The organism is Rhodanobacter sp. T12-5 (genome assembly GCF_008329435.1).
Classification (GTDB): Bacteria; Pseudomonadota; Gammaproteobacteria; order Xanthomonadales; family Rhodanobacteraceae; genus Rhodanobacter.
This window is the reverse complement of the sequence record NZ_NPKN01000001.1, coordinates 615,234-632,178: the sequence shown is the minus strand read 5'-3', so window position 1 is coordinate 632,178 and position 16,945 is coordinate 615,234. Positions and strand designations below refer to the sequence as shown.

13 protein-coding genes are annotated in these 16,945 nt (G+C 67.2%); 7 read left to right on the top strand and 6 right to left on the bottom strand.

All coding sequences use genetic code 11. The features are described 5' to 3' along the window. Positions 1–116: 116 nt before the first annotated feature. Complete coding sequence (locus CIW53_RS02665; RefSeq protein ID WP_133947811.1) at positions 117–338, top strand: AbrB/MazE/SpoVT family DNA-binding domain-containing protein; 222 nt, start codon at positions 117–119, stop codon at positions 336–338. Positions 339–347: 9 nt separating this feature from the next. Continuing rightward, positions 348–776: a type II toxin-antitoxin system death-on-curing family toxin gene (locus tag CIW53_RS02660; RefSeq protein ID WP_149363143.1), complete on the top strand. Its 429-nt coding sequence runs from the start codon at positions 348–350 to the stop codon at positions 774–776. Positions 777–905: 129 nt separating this feature from the next. Here CIW53_RS02660 and murD read toward each other — a convergent pair whose 3' ends face one another. The 4 genes from murD to CIW53_RS02640 all read right to left on the bottom strand — a co-directional run bounded on the left by murD (position 906) and on the right by CIW53_RS02640 (position 8,432). Next, positions 906–2,264, bottom strand: a complete 1,359-nt coding sequence (murD, locus tag CIW53_RS02655) for a UDP-N-acetylmuramoyl-L-alanine--D-glutamate ligase (RefSeq protein ID WP_149363142.1) — start codon at positions 2,262–2,264, stop codon at positions 906–908. A 105-nt stretch (positions 2,265–2,369) separates the two neighbouring features. Continuing rightward, on the bottom strand, positions 2,370–3,713 hold the full coding sequence (murL, locus tag CIW53_RS02650) for a UDP-N-acetyl-alpha-D-muramoyl-L-alanyl-L-glutamate epimerase (protein ID WP_149363141.1): 1,344 nt from the start codon (positions 3,711–3,713) through the stop codon (positions 2,370–2,372). Between the two features lie 230 nt (positions 3,714–3,943). Continuing rightward, positions 3,944–6,508: a bifunctional aspartate kinase/diaminopimelate decarboxylase gene (locus CIW53_RS02645; RefSeq protein ID WP_149363425.1), complete on the bottom strand. Its 2,565-nt coding sequence runs from the start codon at positions 6,506–6,508 to the stop codon at positions 3,944–3,946. A 406-nt stretch (positions 6,509–6,914) separates the two neighbouring features. Beyond that, positions 6,915–8,432 carry a fumarate hydratase gene (locus tag CIW53_RS02640; protein WP_149363140.1) on the bottom strand — a complete coding sequence of 506 codons (1,518 nt, stop codon included), beginning with the start codon at positions 8,430–8,432 and terminating at the stop codon, positions 6,915–6,917. A gap of 361 nt (positions 8,433–8,793) precedes the next feature. On the opposite strand from CIW53_RS02640, the gene CIW53_RS02635 reads away from it, so the two are divergent. The 5 genes from CIW53_RS02635 (at position 8,794) to CIW53_RS02615 (ending at position 15,977) form a co-directional block, all read left to right on the top strand. Further along, on the top strand, positions 8,794–10,689 hold the full coding sequence (locus tag CIW53_RS02635) for a S53 family peptidase (RefSeq protein WP_149363139.1): 1,896 nt from the start codon (positions 8,794–8,796) through the stop codon (positions 10,687–10,689). Positions 10,690–10,857: 168 nt separating this feature from the next. Further along, positions 10,858–11,736 (top strand): PhzF family phenazine biosynthesis protein, encoded by an 879-nt coding sequence (locus tag CIW53_RS02630; RefSeq protein ID WP_149363138.1) that lies wholly within the window; start codon positions 10,858–10,860, stop codon positions 11,734–11,736. Positions 11,737–11,805: 69 nt separating this feature from the next. Further along, positions 11,806–13,125, top strand: coding sequence for an amino acid permease (locus tag CIW53_RS02625; protein ID WP_149363137.1), 1,320 nt, complete (start codon positions 11,806–11,808; stop codon positions 13,123–13,125). Positions 13,126–13,176: 51 nt separating this feature from the next. Continuing rightward, positions 13,177–13,710, top strand: a complete 534-nt coding sequence (locus CIW53_RS02620) for a (2Fe-2S)-binding protein (protein ID WP_149363136.1) — start codon at positions 13,177–13,179, stop codon at positions 13,708–13,710. Next, on the top strand, positions 13,707–15,977 hold the full coding sequence (locus tag CIW53_RS02615) for a molybdopterin cofactor-binding domain-containing protein (protein WP_149363135.1): 2,271 nt from the start codon (positions 13,707–13,709) through the stop codon (positions 15,975–15,977). The genes CIW53_RS02620 and CIW53_RS02615 overlap by 4 nt, the downstream gene beginning before the upstream one ends. Positions 15,978–16,002: 25 nt before the next feature. Here CIW53_RS02615 and CIW53_RS02610 read toward each other — a convergent pair whose 3' ends face one another. Beyond that, positions 16,003–16,251, bottom strand: a complete 249-nt coding sequence (locus CIW53_RS02610) for a DUF1272 domain-containing protein (protein WP_149363134.1) — start codon at positions 16,249–16,251, stop codon at positions 16,003–16,005. A gap of 189 nt (positions 16,252–16,440) precedes the next feature. Further along, a complete protein-coding gene (locus CIW53_RS02605) occupies positions 16,441–16,848 on the bottom strand; it encodes a helix-turn-helix transcriptional regulator (protein WP_149363133.1) in 408 nt (135 codons plus the stop codon). Positions 16,849–16,945 lie beyond the last annotated feature (97 nt).

Sequence of the window (16,945 nt, the reverse complement as noted above, 5' to 3'; positions counted from 1 at the left end):
GGATTTCGTTTTCCTCGCGGCCTTCAACTTGCCTGGCCCACCGACGGCTAGCGAACGGCGAGTTGAATGCCTGAGATTGCCAAGTATAACATACGTTATAACTTCCGGAGGCCGCCATGAAACTCAAGATCACCACCATCGGCAACTCCGCCGGCGTCATCCTGCCGCGCGATCTGCTGGCCCGCCTGCGCCTGGAAAAGGGCGACGAACTGTTCGCGCTGGAAACGCCCGACGGCATCCGCCTCACCACCTACGACCCCACCCTCGCCAAGCAGATGGAAGTAGCTGAGGAAGTCATGCGCAAGCGGCGCACCCTATTGCACAAGCTGGCACAGTAGGTAGCGGCCATGATCACCTTGATCGAAAAGCCGCTCACCATCGCCATCCACGAACGTCAGTTGGCCGAGCACGGCGGCGGCAGCGGCGTGCGCGACGAGAACCCGCTGGATTCCGCGCTCGCCCGTCCGCAACAGGCGTACGCCTATGGTGACCCGCCGCCCGATCTTGCCGACCTCGCCGCCAACCTGGCTTTCGGTCTGGCGCACAACCATCCCTTCATCGACGGCAACAAACGCACGGCGGCCGTGGCCTGCGAAACTTTCATCGTGCTCAATGGCGGTAGGCTCGATGCCGATGACCTCGCCCTCTATCCGCAGTATCTCGCCCTCGCCGAAGGCAGCCTGCCCGAGGCCGAGTTCGCCACCTGGCTGCGCCAGCACATCAGCATCGATGGCAAAAAACGCGTGAACGAACCACTGGCGCGCTACGCACGCTGAAGCCGATTCGATTGTCGCTGTTCAATGACGACTGTCTCCCGGCACCGGAAACAGATCGACGACTGCATGGCACCCTTCGAGCGCACCACTGCTGCACCGGCGATCGACGCACCGTGCGATCGCGCGAGATCAGCCGATACCCAGGCCTTCGATGCCGGCGATCGACGCGTCATCGAACCCGGCCAACTCGGCAAAGCGGCGGCCGCGTTCGGCATAGTCCTTGAACTGGTCGAAGCTGGGGGCGCCGGGAGAGAGCAGGATCACTCCACCCGCGGGCGTGTGAACCTTTGACTCGGCCACCGCGCTGGCCAGGTCCGCGACATGCACGATCGGGCAGACCACGCCGGCGGCGCGCAAGGCAGTTTCGATGCGGCCGCCGTTGCTGCCCATGCAGACGATCGCGTGGGCCGGCGCGCTGCGCATGGCATCCACGAACGGCGTCCAGTCCAGCCCTCGATCATGGCCGCCGACCAGCACGGTCACCGTACGGCCGTGCAGGCTTTCCAGCGCGGCCAGGGTGGCCAGCGGCGTGGTGCTGATCGAATCGTTGACCCAGTGCCAGCCACCGTTTTCGCCAAGCGGTTGCAGGCGATGCGGAAGCGGGCGGAAGCTGGCCAGCGCGGGCGCGGCGGCCGGCGCGTCCAGGCCGATGGCTTCCAGTGCGGCGAGTGCAGCGCAGGCGTTGAGTGCGTTGTGCAGGCCCGGCGCGGCGAGTCGGGCGGCCGTGAAAATTTCCCGCGTGCCACGGCAAATGACACCGTCGGTGACGTGCCAGCCATCAGGCTGGCCGAACTGCAGGCGCTGCGGATGCTGCCGCGTGCGTTCGAGCAACGCAGGTTGCAGCGCATTGACCAGCAGCCGGCGCGAGACGTCGGCCAGCTTCAGTTTGTCGGCAACATAGCGTTCGCGCGAGCCGTGCCAGTCGAGGTGTTCTTCGTACAGGCTGGTGATCACGCCCAGCTCCAGCGGCCCGGCCTCGCCGGTCTGGAAGCTGGACAGTTCGATCACCCACAGCTCCGCCTGTCGGCCCTGCAGTTCCAGCAGCGGCAGGCCGATGTTGCCGGCCAGGGCGGTGCGTACATCGAGGCTGCGCGCCAGATGCGCGAGCAGCGCGCTGGTGGTGCTCTTGCCCTTGGTCCCGGTGACCGCGATCACGCGCGCATCGGGATTCTCCCCGAACCACAGCGCGGTGCCGGAGGTAAACCGTGTCCCTTGCGCCTGCGCCTCCAGCAGCGCCGGCTTGTACGCCGAAATGCCGGGCGATTTCACCACGACATCGAACCGGCCCAGCGTGACGGCGTCCGGTTCGCCGGCAATGACTTCCAATGCGGGATCGAACACGCTCGCTGCATCGACTTCGGCTGCGCTGCAGAACAAGGTGAAGTGCTGGGCACCGCAACGCTGGCGCAACGCACGGATCGCCGTACGGCCCTCCCGGCCGAAGCCCCAGATCGCGACGCGACGATCGGTCAGGTCAGCGATGCGCATGACGGATCCCGCATTCCCGTAGGAGCCCGCTCGCGGGCGATGCCTTGGGTCCAACCCGCAAGAGCATCGCCCGCGAACGGGCTCCTACGGAAGATATGGAGACATTCATCCGCCGATCGCCGCCAGCGCAGCCTGCAATCGCGCCGGCACGCGATGTTCGGACGACGGCTCCAGCCATGGCTCCAGCGCCAGTTGCGAGGCATCGAGCTGCGGCAGGATCTCGCTGCGGAAGCGTGCCACCAGCGCGTCCTCCTGCCACTCCGGCCGCTGGCTCAGCGCATACATCGCGGCGCGCGCCTCGGCGCCCTCGCCCACGCACTCGAACGGCTTGTGGTCCTGGTATTCCAGCAGCGCATCGAAGCCGGCGGCCTGGCCTTCATCGTCCAGCAGGTTGCGCCCGAAGATCGCCAGCAGCCGCGGCTTGGGCAGGAACGGCGCCAGCGCGAGGAACACGAAGTGGCATTTCGGGCACTGCCCGCACCAGCGGTCAACCGGCTTCGGGCCGAGCAACCTGAAGTTGCGGTTGCAGCTGGAGAACACGTCGAAGTACGGCGTCAGCTTCGCGAATGCACGGGTGATCGCCAGTTCGGAATACGGCCGCAGCAGCGAGCAATAATCGAGATCGCTGGCCACGTGCGTGTGCAGCCAGTTGCCCAGCAGTTGCTCGAACGCGTAGCCCTTGCTCCATTGATGGTTCACCTGCTGGCCGTCGTACTCCAGCGTGGCGGCCGAGGCGGAGCGCTCGTTGGCGAACGCGATCGAGTCGTAACCGTACAGGATCGCGGCGACGACGAGGATCGCCGAATTCACCGCGGTCACCGGGATGTGCCCGTTCCATGCACCGAGCCGGTTCAGTTCGAACAGGGCCGGTGCCAACTCGCGCTGGATGTTCAGCGTAGGCAGGCCGGTACGTTCGGCGCAGGCGGCGATCAGGGCGGAATTGCCGACCCACACCGCGGTCGGCTCGCCGCCGATCGACTTGATCGCTTCCACCGCGACCAGCGAATCCTTGCCGCCGCCGATCGGCACCAGGGTGCGTTTCGGCAAATCCAGTGCAGCAACGGCAGGCGCGGTCCCACCGCGCGGGAAAGCAATGTGCCCGCGCAGATCCAGACCATTGCGATAGGCGAACTCGGCCAGCCCGTGCAGATACAGCTGATCCAGCAACTCGGCGGTGGCATCGTCGAGCGGGCCGTCGGCCACCTCGATCTTCGGCGGCACGCCGGCCTTGTAGTAGCTGATGCCGGCGATCAGGTGCAGCAGTTTCAGCGCGGCATCGAACGCCGCCGCGCGGCCAGCCGGTACTGCCGGCGCATTCGGAAAGCGGATTCGCTCGACCAGTTCCTCGCCGTCGTCGAACGCGTACGCCAGCTCGGCCACGCCGTCGGCGTAGCTCGATCGCACGAAGCGGAAAACCTTGGTGAGTCGCGGTTGGATTGTCGTTGTCACTCTTCACTCTCCGGGTGCCTGCTGCCTTTCCGTGGAGGAAAAGCTGCGGAATCTGGCCTGGCCATGGCCACCGCATCACTTGGGGCATGCTCTGGATATTTGCGAATACGCCATTGTTCCAGAAACAAGGCGCGCGGTAGCTGGTTTTGTGGGAGCGGCTTCAGCCGCGATGCTCTTCGGCGAAGTCAAAAGCATCGCGGCTGAAGCCGCTCCCACAGGTCCTCTGCAGGTCAGGCGTCGATCACCACCTCGTCGGCTTCATCGCGCAGGTTGTAATGCGAGGACATCACCTTGCCGTAGGCACCGGCCTGCGCGATCAGCATCACGTCGCCTTCCTGCGCTTCGGGCAGGCGGCGGTCGGTGCCCAGCACGTCGCCGCTTTCGCAGATCGGGCCGACCACCTGGTACAGCGCGGTGGCCGGTTCGTCGAGCCGGCCGAGATTCACGATCTCGTGCCAGGCGTCGTACAGCGCGGGGCGGATCAGGCTGTTCATGCCGGTGTCGATGCCCAGATAGCGGAAACCGGCCTTGTGCTTCTGCTGGGTGACCCGCGCCAGCAGCACGCCGGCGTCGGCAACGAGGTAACGGCCCGGCTCCATCCACAATTGATACTGCGGATAAACGGCCTTGACCTCGTTCAGGACGCGGTCGAGTTCAGCGACGTCCAGCGCCGCCTCGCCCGGATGCGCCGGCACGCCGAGGCCGCCGCCGATGTTCAGCAGTACCACGCTGGCGATGCGCTCGGCCAGGCTGGCCAGCTGCACGTAGACCTCGCCCCAGTGCGCGACATCGAGTACGCCCGACCCAAGGTGCGCATGCAGGCCGCGCACGATCACGCCATGCGTATCGGCCAGTTGCAGGAAAGCGGCCAGTTGATCCAGCGGCAGGCCGAACTTGCTGGCGCTGCCTCCGGTGCGCACCTTCTCGTGATGGCCGAGGCCGCGCCCCAGGTCGACCCGCAGCACGATCTCGCGGCCACGGAACAGCTCGCCCCAGTGCTCCAGCGGATGCAGCGCGTCGAGGGTGATGGTGGCGCGGGTGGCCAGCGCGAGCGCGTAATCCTCGCGCGGCGCGAAGTTCGGCGTGAACAGCAGCGGCGTCGCTTCCGGCACGATCGCGCTGACCGCCTCCAGCTCGCCCGGCGAGACACACTCGAATGCGAAACCTTCCGCCGCCAGCGCCTGCAGAATCGCCGGATGCGTGTTTGCCTTCACCGCGTAGTGCAGCCGGTCCACTGCCGCCAGCGATTTCAGCTCGCGCGCCTGCTGGCGCACCGTGGGCAGGTGATAGACGTAGCGCGGTGTCGTCTCGGTGGCCAGTTCCAGCAGGCGTTGCCGCTGCGACTGGCGCCACCATGCCGGCACGGCACCCACCGTTTCACCGCTGCCGTACAGCGTCTGCCAGCTCGGGCCGAACAAGGCGCTGTCGTCGGTGCGCAACGCGCCGGCGGCGATCAGCAGATCGTGCAGATGCGGCAGCAGCGCGTCGACCACTTCCTCGTCCACCACGAAGGTGAGGTTCAGGTTGTTCGACGATTGCGAAATCATGTGCACGCGCAGCTGGCCGAACTCGGCCAGCACGCCGGACAGCGTGTGCAGCAGCGAGCGCATGCCGCGGCCGACCAGGGTGATCGCCGCGCACGGCGCGATCACCTTCACCCGGCACACCTTGGCCAGGTCGCTGGCCAGCGCGGCGATCGCGTCGGAGTCGAGCAGGTTCTCGGTGGGATCGAGCGACACGGTCACGTTGGTCTCGGCCGAACCGATCAGGTCCACCGACAGGCCGTGCTGCTTGAAATGGGCGAACACGTCGGCGAGGAAGCCGACCTGCTGCCACATGCCGACCGACTCCATCGAGACCAGGGTGATGCCCTTGCGCGCGCTGATCGCCTTGACGCTGGGTGCGTGCGCGCGCACTTCCGGACCGATCACGGTGCCGTCGAGTTCGGGGCGGTTGGTGTCCTTGATCAGCAACGGCACGCGCGGCTCGCGCAGCGGCGACAGGCAGCGCGGGTGCAGCACCTTGGCACCGGTGGAGGCGATTTCCTGAGCCTCCTCGTAATCCAGCCGCTGCAGCAGGCGCGCACCCGGCACCTGGCGCGGGTTGGCGGTGAACATGCCGGCCACGTCGGTCCAGATCTCCACCCGCTGCGCCTTCAGCAGCGCGCCGAAGTACGCGGCCGAGGTGTCCGAGCCGCCGCGCCCGAGCAGCACGGTGCGGCCATGCGTTTCGCGCGCGATGAAGCCCTGCGTGATGAACACCTCGCCGAGTGCGGCCAGGCGTGCGTTCAGCGCCGGATCGGGCTTCGCCTCGACCATCGCCGACAGCAGCCGGGTGCGCTCGTTCTGGTTCGGCAACGCCACCGCCGCCAGGCAGTCGCGCGCATCCAGCCACTGCGTGGGCAGGCCGCTGTGGCTGAGGAACGCCGCGCCAAGCGCGCTCGACATCAGCTCGCCTTGTGCCTGCACCTGTGCCTGCCAGGCCAGCTCGCCACGGGCGGTGGGGCCGTCCTCGGCCAGCCGTGCGAGCTCGCCCAGCCGCTCGCCGAGCGTATCCGGCAGCGCCAGCTGCATGTGCTCCAGCAAGTCGTAGTGGCGTTGCGCGATCGCGCCGGCCGCCGCCCTGCGCTTGTCCTGCCCGCCCTCGCCGCACAGTTGTTTCAGCGCATCGGTAATGCCGGTCAGCGCGGAAACGACGACCAGCACGCGCGCGCCTTCGGCGCGGCGGCTGGCGACCAGCTCACGGATGTTCTGCCAGCGCGGCAGCGTGGCGACGCTGGTGCCGCCGAACTTCATCACGATCCAGGGAGCGTCGGGGGGCAACGGCGCGGAGATTGGCGAGGTCACGTGGGTTCGCTGTCAGGGGATGGATATCGAGCCAGTGTTGCGCTGCGGCATTGGAATTGCAAATGGTTCCTGTCGGTATCGCGTTTGGACGTATGGACGTCTGAATGGCTGAAACCATCCAGGCGAAAAAATGAAGCCGGTGATTCGGCCCTCCCCCGCTTGTCCCGAAGTGACTTCCTTCGGTCACGGGGAGGGCTGGAGCGGCCCTTGACCTTCAGCCGTGACAAGCGAGATTGCCTCGCCTGTCGAGCTTTTGCATGGCGCTTTTGGGGCTTTGCGGTGATCCTGCACTACCCCGCCTCGATCCTCCCCTCGGAAAGGGAGGGGGCGATGGCGTGCGCTGCGCGCACTGCTTTCACTGGATAACCACGGGTATCTTCCCGATCCTCGCCTGCCACTCCCGCGGCCCGGTCTGGTGCACCGAGGTACCACCGGAGTCGACGGCCACGGTCACCGGCATGTCTTCGACGGTGAATTCGTAGATCGCTTCCATCCCCAGGTCGGCAAAGCCGACGACGCGCGAGGCCCTGATCGCCTTGGACACCAGATACGCCGCGCCGCCCACGGCCATCAGGTACACCGACCGATGCTTCCTGATCGCGTCGATCGCGGCGGGACCGCGCTCGGCCTTGCCGACCATGCCGAGCAGGCCGGTCTGCGCCAGTACCTGTTCGGTGAACTTGTCCATGCGGGTGGCGGTGGTGGGGCCGGCGGGGCCGACGACTTCCTCGCGCACCGGATCGACCGGCCCGACGTAGTAGATGAAGCGGCCGTTGAAATCGACCGGCAACGGCTCGCCCTTGTCGAGCATCCCGACCATGCGCTTGTGCGCGGCGTCGCGGCCGGTGAGCAGCTTGCCGTTGAGCAGCAGCACCTCGCCCGGTTTCCAGCTGGCCACGTCCTCGCGCGTCACCGTGTCGAGGTTCACCCGGCGGCCCTTCGATGCGTCGTAGGTGAGCTTGGGCCAGTCTTCCAGCGACGGCGGATCGAGCATCACCGGGCCGGAGCCGTCGAGCACGAAGTGCGCGTGGCGGGTGGCGGCGCAGTTGGGAATCATCGCCACCGGCAGGTTCGCCGCGTGGGTGGGGAAATCCCTGACCTTGACGTCGAGCACGGTGGTCAGCCCGCCCAGCCCCTGCGCGCCGATGCCCAGCGCGTTGACCTTCTCGTACAGCTCGATGCGCAGCTCCTCGCAACGATTGGATGGGCCACGCGCGATCAGTTCCTGGATGTCGATCGACTCCATCAGCGCTTCCTTCGCCATCAGCATCGCCTTCTCGGCGGTGCCACCGATGCCGATGCCGAGCATGCCCGGCGGGCACCAGCCGGCGCCCATGGTGGGCACGGTCTTGAGCACCCAGTCGACGATCGAGTCGGATGGGTTGAGCATGACGAATTTCGATTTCGCCTCGGAGCCGCCGCCCTTGGCCGCCACGATCACCTCGACGGTGTCGCCCGGCACGATCGACATGTTGACTACCGACGGCGTGTTGTCCTTCGTGTTGATGCGCTTGCCGGCCGGGTCGGCCAGCACGCTGGCGCGCAGCTTGTTGTCCGGGTCCATGTACGCGCGGCGCACGCCTTCGTTGGCCATGTCTTCCAGAGCCATGGTGGCGTCGTCCCAGCGCACGTTCATGCCCACCTTGAGGAACACGGTGACGATGCCGGTGTCCTGGCACAGCGGCCGGTGGCCTTCGGCGGCCATGCGCGAGTTGATCAGGATCTGCGCCATCGCATCCTTCGCGGCGGGCGACTCCTCGCGCTCGTACGCGGCGGCGAGGGCCTTGATGTAATCGACCGGGTGGTAATAGCTGATGTACTGCAGTGCGTCGGCGACGGACTGGATCAGGTCGGCTTGCTTGATGGCGGGCATGGGCGGCTTCGACTCGGGGGAAATGACGACGCCGCAAACGAGTCCGCGACGCACAACCCTCTTATTGTGCCGCAAACCGGATGGCAGCCGAAGGCCGCCCGGACCTCTGGCCCTGCGTTCCCACCATGACCATGCCAGCACGGATTGCCATTCCAGCGCGGCTATCCGCGCATCGGGCGGCTTCGCAATACCTTCACGTTTTCCCGCTTCCAAGCGCCGCTGCACGGGACTAGTCTGGCCCGACCAGGAGTGGAGTGTCTTCAGGGGGCCGCACCTGGGTGTCGGGGATCGATTTGACCTAATGACTCATCTCATGGCCTGCCGCACGAACGGCGGCCGCTTCCACCCTGGAGAATCGGACATGCTCAAGAACTTGCATCGCAAGGCACTCGCGACTTCCGTGGCACTGTTGCTGTGCGGAGTTGCCACGGTCAGTTTCGCTGCTGATGGCAGCCCCGTCGATCTCGGCGCAAGCAATCCGGCCCAGACCGTGAACGTTACCCTCGTGCTCGGGCTGCAGAATCAGGCCGCGCTCGAGAATTACGTCTACAGCACGGTCACCCCGGGCAATCGCTCGTTCCATCGCTTTCTCACCACGGCGGAGTTTGCCGATCGCTATGGCGCCAGCAAGAGCCAGATCAGCCGCGTGCAGGCCTTCGTGAAACAGCAAGGCCTCACGCAAGTCGAGCTTCTGCCCAACCACCTGGCGATCAAGGTCCGCGGCACGATCGGACAATTCAACACGGCCTTCCATACGGCCATCCACGATTACCGCGCCAGCGACGGCTCGACTTTCCATCAACCCAACGTCACGCCCACGGTGCCTGCTGCACTTTCCGGAACGCTGGTGGTGGCCTCGGGCCTGAGCAGCGAAGCGCGCTACCGCTCGCATCGAGTCAACGCGGTACTTCCGCCGCAGCCAGGTCGCGCCAATGCGCTGGCCCGGGGCGCGGCACCTGCCGCCACTCCCTGCAAGGGCAATCCCACGGCGACCTGCACACCCGGCGAATTCACCGTCGGCGACGTGGCCAATCGCTACAACATCAATCCGCTGTATCACGCCGGCGTGAACGGGCGAGGCTCGACGATCGGCATCGCCACGCTGGCCAACTTCCTGCCGGACGATGCCTATGCCTACTGGAGCGCGATCGGCCTGAACGTGAAGCCCCATCGCATCACCCAGGTGCATGTGGACGGCGGCGGCCCGCTCAGCGGCCCGGCCGGTTCGGGCGAGACCTCGCTCGATGTCGAACAGTCCGGTGGCCTGGCGCCATGGGCGGACATCATCGTGTACGACGCGCCGAACACCGACGCCGGCTTCTTCGACGTGTTCAACGAGGCCGTGTCCGACAACAAGGTCGACAGCTTGTCGGTGAGCTGGGGCTCGCCGGAAATCTTCTACTTCCCGCAACTCAACGGCGGCACGGATTTCACCGATGAGCTGCGCGCCTTCCACCAGGTCTTCCTGGAAGCGGCGGCGCAGGGCATCTCGCTGTTCGCCGCCTCGGGTGACTCGGGCGCCTATGACACCGTGCGCGGCCTGGGCGGTTCGCTTACCGATCCCGTGCCGCCGCCGCTCAGCGTCGACGCCCCGGCTTCGGATCCCTTCATCACCAGCGCTGGCGGCACCACCGTGCCGTACTCCTACAGTTTCAGCGGCGGACCGACGGAATCGATCACTCGGGAGAGCGTCTGGGGCTGGGACTACATCGACGATTACTTCCAGACCAACTTCGGCGTGGACCTCGGCTTGTTCTCGGTCGGCGGTGGCGGCGGCGTGAGCGTGTTCTGGCCGGAGCCACGCTATCAGCACTTCACCGCCGGCATGCGCAAGAGCGAGAAGCATCAGACTTTGCTTTTCCCGCCGTTCGACATCAATTACACGCTGCGGGCGAACTATCACGGCCGCAACGTCCCGGACATTTCGTTGAACGCGGACCCGGAGACCGGCTACAGCTACGTCTCGTCGCTGGACGGTCCCGGCCTGCAGACATTCCTCGGCGGCACCAGTTTCGTCGCACCGCAACTCAATGGCATCAGCGCCTTGCTGAAGCAGGCGACACGCGGACGCGTCGGGCTCTGGAATCCGCAGGTCTATGCACTGCAGAACATCTTCGGCTACGGCCCGTTCTCCGCCTTCAATGACATACGTGCGGGCGACAACTGGTTCTACGACGGCCGCTCCGGATACGAGCCTGGCGCAGGTATCGGCACGCTCAACGTGAGCAACATGGCGCTGTTCCTCAGCGTGTTCTGACCACCCGCGCGGGTGCGCCAGGTGGAAGCCGACGCCGCAAGGTGTCGGCTTCCTGCTTGCCGGCTCCCCTCTTGCCGCAGCCGGGCGTGCGCGCACCGCCCGGTCGCCTTCGCTTGTGACGCGCGCCGCCGGCTGGCATCGTGGAGCAATTGACCCGCCGGAATCGCCATGCGCACTCGCCGTTTCATGCAGCTCGACGTGTTCTCCGACCGACCGCTGCTGGGCAACCCGCTGGCCGTGGTGATCGACGGTGACGGCCTGGACGACCTCACGATGCAGGCGTTCGCGCGCTGGACCAATCTCTCCGAAACGACCTTCCTGTTGCCACCCACCCGCATCGATGCCGACTATCGGGTGCGCATTTTCACCCCGCGCCAGGAACTGCCTTTCGCCGGCCACCCCAGCGTGGGCAGCGCGTATGCGGCGATCGAATCCGCGCTGGTGGCATCCGGCAAATGCGAACTGGTGCAGGAGTGCGCCGCCGGGCTGTTGCCCGTGCGCATCGAGGGCGGCGGCAGTGAACGGATCATCCATGTGCAGGCGCCACCTGCCCGCCTGCACACGCCCGACGCGAGCGAAGCTGCCCGGGTGGCGCAGGCCTTGCGGGTCGATCCGGCGCAGATGCGGATGCGGCTGGTCGACAATGGGCCACGCTGGCTCGTCTGCGACCTGCACGACGCGGCGGACGTGCGCCAGTTGCAACCCGATCTGACGCTGATCGCCGCGATCAGCCAGGCCATCGGTGCGATCGGCATCAGCGTGTTCGGTCGCGAGCCCGCGGGCGCCGCGGCGATGGCCGTGCGTGCGTTCTGCCCGGCCGATGGCATTCCCGAAGATCCCGTCACCGGCAGCGCCAACGCCGCGATCATGGCCTTTCTGGCCGATGCCGGCGACCCTGCCGGCTATGGCCTGCGCTACCGCGCGAGCCAGGGGCGCGAGGTGGGTCGCGACGGCTGCGTCGAGGTGACGCGCGATGCCGCAACCGGCGCCATCAGCATCGGCGGGGCCTGCGCCATGGGCATTCGCGGCGAGCTTCAGCTGGACTGATACACGCCAGGCTTGCCCGCACGCACGCCGACGGCCATGCTGCGCGTCCCGCCACTGGTGAGCCACCGCATGAATGACAATCCGTCCGGTTATGTGCGCAGCCTGCGCCCGTGGGATGCCGCGCTGGTGGTGGTGGGCGGGATCATCGGCGGCGGCATCTTCCTCAACCCGGGCATCGTCGCGCAGCGCACCGAATCAGGGCTGTCGCTGCTGTTGCTGTGGGTCGGCGCCGGGGTACTGACGTTGATCGGCGCGCTGTGCTTCGCCGAACTCGGCGCGCGCCGGCCGCATGCCGGCGGTACCTACGTCTACCTGCGCGAGGCATTCGGGCCGCTGGCCGGTTTCCTGTTCGGCTGGACCATGCTGCTGGTGATCTACTCCGGCTCCAGCGCTGCGGTGGCGACGATCTTCGCCAGCTACACCGCTTCGCTGTTCGGGCTGCCGTCGGCCTGGGCTCTGCCGCTGACCGTCGGCGCGCTGGTCTTCGTCGGCGGCATCAACCTGTTCGGCATCCGCCTCGGCGCGCAGATCCAGAACCTGTTCGCCCTGCTCAAGCTGCTGGCGGTGGCGGTGCTGGTGGTGTGCGGCCTGTTCCTCGCCGGTGCCGGGCACGGCCAGGTGCTGGCCGCCGATCCGGCGCGCAGCGGCGTCGGCTTCATCAGCGCGGCGCTGCCGGTGCTGTTCGCGTACTCCGGCTTCACCTACCTCAACAACCTCGCCGGCGAAGTGCGCGACCCGCAGCGCACGCTGCCGCGCGCGCTGACCCTGGGCATGCTGCTGGTGATCGGCGCCTATGCGCTGGTCAACGTGGCCTACCTCGCCGTGCTCGGCCACGCCGGGCTCGCCGCCAGCACGGCGCCGGCGGCCGATGTGATGCAGCAGGTGGCCGGCCCGGTCGGCGCGAAGGTGATCGCGTTGGGCGTGGCGATCTCCACCCTGGGCTTTTGCAACATCACTTTGGTCGCCGGGGCGCGGGTGCTGCAGGTGATGGGCGAGGACGGGCTGTTCTTCCGCTCGGTGGCGCGACTGCATCCGCGCTGGCGCACGCCGAACACCGCCTTGCTGCTGCTCTCCGGCTGGGCGATCGTGCTCGCGCTGTCGGGCAGCTACGGCCAGTTGCTGGACTACGCCACCTTCGGCGACTGGCTGGCCTGCGCGGTCGGCGTGGCCACGCTGTTCTGGTATCGCCGTCATGACGACCGCAGCGGCAGCTTCCGCGTGCCGGGCTACCCGTGGCTGCCGCTGCTGTTCATCGCCGCGGTGGCGCTGGTGGTGGCGCTGACCCTGCGCGACAATCCGCGCAACGCGGGCATCGGCTTGCTCATCATGGCCGCGGGCGTGCCCGCTTATTTCGTCTGGCGCCGCCTGTTCAGCCGCCCGCATCCCTAAGCAGGCGGCGGCAATGCCACAATGTGCGGGTATGTTTCAGGGAGATGTTGAATGGCACCCGCGCAAGCCCAGGCCCTGCCGACCGGTCAGGAAAACACCATCGTGCCCGAAGCGGTGCGTGACGGCATCGACCTGCAGATCAACGGCGAGCACTACCGTCATACCGGCGATCCGCAGATGCCGCTGCTGTGGTACCTGCGCGACGTGTTGCGATTGACCGGCACCAAGTACGGCGGCGAGCACGGCGAAAGCGGTGCCGACCTGGTGCTGCTCGATGGCAAGGCGGTCTCGGCGATCACGCAAACGATGGCCAAGCTCGCCGGCAAGCAGGTGGTCACGGTGGAGGGGCTGGCCGCCAACGACGGCACCCTGCACCCGCTGCAGCAGGCCTTCATCGACGAGGACGCGATCGGCTGCGGCTACTGCACGCCCGGCTGGCTGATTGCCGGCGTCGACCTGCTCAAACGCAAACCGCATCCGGGCGACGACGACATCGACCGCTTGCCGAACCTGTGCCGCTGCGGGTGCCAGACGCGCGTGCGCCGCGCGATCAAGCGCGCCGCCGGCAAGGCGCCGCAATCATGAGCGGAAATGGCAAAACCCCGAATCGGATCCCACTCTCGCGTCGCCGCTTTCTGCAGGTACTGGCCGGCACCGCGGGCGCGCTGGTCGTGGGCATCCGCATGGCCGAGGCGGCAGATGCGCCATTGCCGCCGGCCCTGGTCGGCGACAACTTCTACGGGCTCGGTGCGTATGTACGCATCAACGCCGACGGCAGCGTACTTATCAACGCGCGCGATCCGGATACCGGTACCGGGGTCGCCACCTCGCTGCCACGGATCATTGCCGACGAACTCGACGCCGACTGGAACCGCGTCAGCGTGATCCTGCCCGGCCTCGGCGTCAGCGACGACAACGGCAAGCCGCGCTGGACGTACGGCCGCCAGGTCGGTGGCGTCGGCGGCTCGATTCCCGCGGCATGGAACGACCTGCGCCAGGTCGGCGCGGTGGCGCGCTGGCTGTTGCTGCAGGCGGCGGCGCGCCGATTCGGCGTGCGGGCGGATCAGTTGCGCTGCGCGGCAGGCACGGTGATCGCGTCGGACGGCCGCCGCCTGAGTTACGGCAGCCTCGCAGAGGACGCCAGCAAGATCGCCCTGCCGACGCGCTTACCTGCACCGAAGGAAGCGGCGAATTATCAGCTGATCGGCAAGCCCGCCGGCGACGTCGACGCGCACGCGATCGTCACCGGCCAGGCGCGTTTCGCGATCGACCACCACTACGGCGACGCGCTGGTCGCGGTGCTCGTGCATTGCCCATGGCCGGACGGCACGCTGGAACGTTCCGACTTCGCCGACTGCCTGGCCGTCAAGGGCGTGGTCAAGGTGCTGCAACTGCGGCCCGAACCCGGCCAGCCGCCGGGCAGCACGCCGATCGCCCCGGCGGTAGCGGTACTCGCCGAAGACACCTGGTCGGCGCTGCAGGGCCGCCGGAAACTCAAGCTGGAATGGAAGCCCGGGGCCAGCGCGGCCGCTGACAGCAACACGTTCGAACAAACCGCCGGCGCCGCACTCGCCGGCAAGACCGACCCGACCACCCGCGTGCGCGACGACGGCGACGTCGACGCGGCCGGCAAGAAGGCCGCCCGCCGACTCGACGCCACCTACTTCCAGCCATGGCTGGCGCACGCCACCGCCGAGCCGATGAACTGCCTGGTGCGTCTGGACAAGGACCAGGCCAGCCTGGTCGTGCCGACCCAGGCGCCGCAGCAAGCATGGGCGGTGGTGCATCGCCTCACCGGCTTCGCCCCGGCCAGGATCGACATCAGCGTGCCGCGCGTGGGCGGCGGCTACGGCCGCCGACTCGATCACGACTACGTCGCCGAAGCGGTGATGCTGGCCCAGTCCGTCGACCGGCCGGTGCGCCTGTTGTGGACGCGCGAGCAGGACCTGGCCCACGACTACTACCGCTCCGGCTGCGTGCATCAGCTCAACGCAATCATCGACCGCAAGCGCAAGCTGCTCGGCTGGAACCAGCGCATGGCCAGCGCCTCCGCGCTTTCGCATCGTGGCGTGCCGGACAACCACTTGTGGACGTCCGAACTCCAGGCCGACCAGTTGCCGGCGGGGCTGGTACCCAATTACCGCAGCGACTGGTACGGGCTGGAATCGACGATACCGCGCGGCCCTGCGCGCGGCATGCCGCATCTGAGCAACGCGTTCGCGGTCGAGAGCTTCATCGACGAAATCGCGCACACGATGCGCGAGGACCCGCTGAAGACCCGCCTGCGCATCCTCGGCGAGCCGCGTTCGCTGACGCTCTCTGCCGGTCGCACGCTGGACACCGGCCGCCTGCTCAACGTGCTCAAGCTGGTCGCCGACCGGATCGAATGGAAGAACTGGCTGCGCACCGTCAACGGCCTCGGCATCGCCTGCTGGCACGTCGACGGCGCCTATGTGGCGCATGCGATCGAAGTGGCGATGCAGGGCGAGAAGCTGGTCATCCAGCGGGTCGTCTGCGCGGTCGATGTGGGCCGCGTGATCAACCCGCGCGGCCTCGAAGGCCAGGTCGCCGGCGCCACGCTCGACGCGCTGTCCACCGCCTTGAACCTGGCGATCACGTTCAAGGACGGGCAGATCCAGCAACACAGTTACAAGGACTATCCGCTGGCCAGCATGGCGCAGCTGCCCGACGCCGTGGAAGTCATCACCGTCGACGATGACCGTGCGCCGGCCGGCGCCAGTTTCCTCGCCATGCCCACCGCCGCACCCGCACTGGCCAACGCGGTCTTCCGCGCCAGCGCCGTGCGCGTGCGCCGGCTGCCGTTGATGAAGGAGTTGCTGCGCCTGCTGTAAGTAGCCGCCGCGCGAAGAGGCTTCTTCAACCGGCCTTCGCGCATCCATCGGGCTTGTACACGCGCTCCCGCGACGGCGGGTACTTGCCCAGCAGCTCCGCCGCACGCAACGGCCGCGGGCTGAAGGCGCCGCCACAATTCGGGCAGCGTCCATGCAGCACCGTCTCCACGCAGGAGACGCAGAACGTGCACTCGAACGAACAGATCATCGCCCCAGCCACATCCGCCGGCAGCTCGCGATCGCAGCACTCGCAATTCGGGCGCATCTGAAGCATGGCGTTCTCCGTGGATTGCGGCCTTCAGTTTGCACGCGGCGACATCGGCGCACAAAACGCCGATCAACCAGAGGCGGACAGGCTACGGTTTCGGGTGACTCGCTTGTTGTGCCGGCGGCACCAGACGATCGCCATGCAGGCCTGACGGCTGCATCGAGCCGGGCCGGAAGCGGCTCGGCCCGGCTGACCTCACTCGCCTTTCTTGCGCACCGGCGCGTCCGTGAACGCTGCGATCAGTTCGCGCACCAGTTTGCGCTGGCGTTCCGGCAGCGCCAGGAACTCCTCGAACGCGAGGCGATCCATGCCGCTCACATGCTCGGGCCACGACCTGTTCGGCTCGCGCACGCCCCTGGCCGTCGTCTTGCCGCCGTACTGCAGTTGATGCGGCGGCATGTTCACCATTCGCGCCAAGGCCTGGATGTTGTCCGGCTTCGGAAAGTGCTTGCCATGGAGCCAGCCGGAGATCGCCTGTGGTGTCACTGGCGTGCCGCCATAACGGGCCAACAGCTTTTCCAGCTCCTTCGGGCTGGCCTCGATGTTGGCAGCAGCCAGTCCGCCCAGCAGCCGCGCGGCAAACGCTTCCTGTTCCTTCTTCATGGCACCGGACGTTAGGTTGATGTCCGGCGCGGAATGAAAGTATTGCTTTCAAATGCACGTAAACTTTGCTTTCATTGTCGTCGTTTTGCCTGGCGAC